Source organism: Mesotoga sp. Brook.08.YT.4.2.5.2., from assembly GCF_003351125.1.
Taxonomy (GTDB): Bacteria; Thermotogota; Thermotogae; order Petrotogales; family Kosmotogaceae; genus Mesotoga.
Genome location: NZ_JPGZ01000025.1, coordinates 1 through 2,494, shown reverse-complemented (window position 1 = coordinate 2,494; position 2,494 = coordinate 1). Strand labels below are relative to the sequence as shown.

At 45.8% G+C, this 2,494-nt stretch carries 2 protein-coding genes; one reads left to right on the top strand and one right to left on the bottom strand.

What is annotated here, in order from left to right; genetic code table 11:
* The coding region (locus Q502_RS06415) for a transposase (RefSeq protein ID WP_181815876.1) at nucleotides 1-294 on the top strand (294 nt) is incomplete at its 5' end.
* Nucleotides 295-834: 540 nt separating this feature from the next.
* Here the strand turns inward: Q502_RS06415 and Q502_RS06405 are convergent.
* Nucleotides 835-2,494 (bottom strand): DEAD/DEAH box helicase (locus Q502_RS06405; protein WP_220152703.1); only part of this gene is annotated, 1,660 nt, incomplete at its 5' end.

Sequence of the window (2,494 nt, the reverse complement as noted above, 5' to 3'; positions counted from 1 at the left end):
TTGTCAATAAAAAGCTGGAAGGAAAACTGGGAATCTCTCTCAACCTTTTTTCAATATCCAGAGGAACTGAGAAGATTGGTTTATACAACTAATCCCATTGAATCAGTTAATAGACAACTGAGGAAGGTAACGAAGAATAAGGGAGTCTTTCCTACGGATACTTCTCTCTTAAAGATGGCTTATCTAGCAATAATAAATATAACAAAGAAATGGACAGTAAGAACCCTTGAATGGTCAAAGATCCTTACTCAACTTGTGATAAAGTATGAAAGATTAGCTAAGTACATAAGCTGATTCTTAAACCCATTACAAAAAAGGGGTTTACACAAAAAAAGAGACAGAACCCCGATGCTTTTCGGCGCCTTGCGTCAATCAATTAGCATCACTTCCTGGCGAAGCCAGCCTTGCGTCCTCCGATGTTCCTCGGCGCATTGCGTCTCATTTGACCAATGACTGGTTTCTTCTCTCTTCTCTCGTGAGCATAGCGAACGTCTCGACAGCGCTCTTTCTCAATGGTCTTTGTTTGACCGCATAGCGTAACTGGCCATAGCGAAGCAAAGACTGGCCACCGAAGGTCAGTGGCTCCTGAAAATCCGTTGTACGCTTAAGAACAAGGACCCGCTGAACGCTGCTAAAGATAACGTTGAACCAACAAAAGCTTCCCCGCGAAGCGGGCCTTGCGTCCCCGGACGTTTCTCCGGGCATTGCGACCTGGCGTGGTCTTCGCCAGCCTTGCGTCCGCCGATGCTTTTCGGCGCCTTGCGTCAATCAATTAGCCTCGCTTCCCGACGAAGTCGGCCTCGCCTCTCGCGTTTATCTCTTACTTACTTGATCTCACAGGACATCGATGAATTCTTTATATCCCAGAGCTTTATAGCCCTTCTTGCGGTTTTCAAACATCTTCTTCAGCATAGGGACATTCTCATCTACGTAGTCGTATATTCTGACCTCATGTTTTCCAAAGTTCTCTCTGTGCAGTCTTCCTGCATATTGCTGAAGAACACCCTTCCAGGAAATCGGAAAGATGAGGAAGAGAGTGTCAAGTCTTGGGTCATCGAATCCCTCCCCTAGATATCTTCCTGTTGAAAGCAGTGCGAGACCGTTGTCAGCGTTTCTGAAACTGTTGAGATTCTCGCTCTGTATCTTCTTTGACTGCTTCCCGTGTAAGAGAAAGATCCTGTTCTCCAAACCACCCAACATCTCGTAAAGAGTCTCGATATGAAGAACCCTCTCGGAGAAGACTAGACAATACCTTCCTGCTTCTATGGCCTTCCTTATGTCGTTGCATATTAGGACATTTCTATCTCTATCGGTCTCGATCGCTTTGTAGATCTCTTTGGGTTTGGAATCTGGTTCTGTTTCAAGACCGGTCTGCCTAGGCACATACGTTCGTTCGAAGAAGAACTTCCCCTTTCTAGTCATCCTGTGCCTTATAGGGCCGCACTGCATGAACATTATAGGGTCGTGGCCATCTCTTCTCTTTGGTGAGGCCGTCAGACCCGTTACATACTGCGCTGGAATGCTCCTGATAACTCTTTCAAGTGTGAAGGCGGGAATGTGCTGGCATTCATCGACGATAACATGCCCATAATCCGGAAGATTCTTCAGAGAATCCTCATTTCGGCTAAGTGTCTGTATTAGAGCAATGTCAAGAATCCCTTTTGCCGTATTCCTTCCTTGACCAATCTGTCCTATCTCATCAGGAGCGATCTGCAGGAACTCTTGCACGCTCTCCTCCCACTGTCTCAGAAGCTCTCTTCGATGAACGAGAATGAGTGTGCTTCTCTTTCGCTGCGCGATCAAATTCAAGGCGATTACAGTCTTTCCGGAACCCGTAGGAGCGCAGAGAATCCCGAAATCATGCTCCAACATCTCATTGACAGCCATATCCTGTTCCTTTGTCAGATTCCCGTAGAAGGCGACATCGACAGAACTTCCGCTGCAGCGTTTATCTTCAAGCTTCACATCGATTCCGTTGCTTTTCAGAAGGTCAATTGAATCGTCCAGACAGCCTCTCGGCAAGAGAAAGTTGATATCATCTTCTTCTGCGCAGTTGATTCGTCTTGGTTTGTTGTAAGTGGGAAGCCTCATAGCCTGAGCCCTGAAAAAATCAGGATTGTCGAATGTGGCAAGCTTCAGCAACTCGCCCATAATCGAGGGCGACAAAGAATCCTTCTCAATCCTTATAACGCTGTCAAGCCTTAGAGTGACCTCTTCAGGAATCGGCTTAGTATTTGCAACGGTCACAGAAACTCTGTTCCCGCCACTGTCATCAGAAATGTCTCGCAGAATACGCGCAACTTCTTTGTGGCTGATGCGTTTTATCTTGAGTTTATCACTTAATCTTCTGAAAACAGCTAAACAAGCGAAAGTATTTTTAGAAACGAAGAATTTTGCCACTACAAACTCTGTATTCAGAGAGTGAGTTCTTGTTGAGGCGTTACCTTGTCGGGTTGTGTTATCTTCATTAATGAAAGAATCTTCGAAGCAAGGG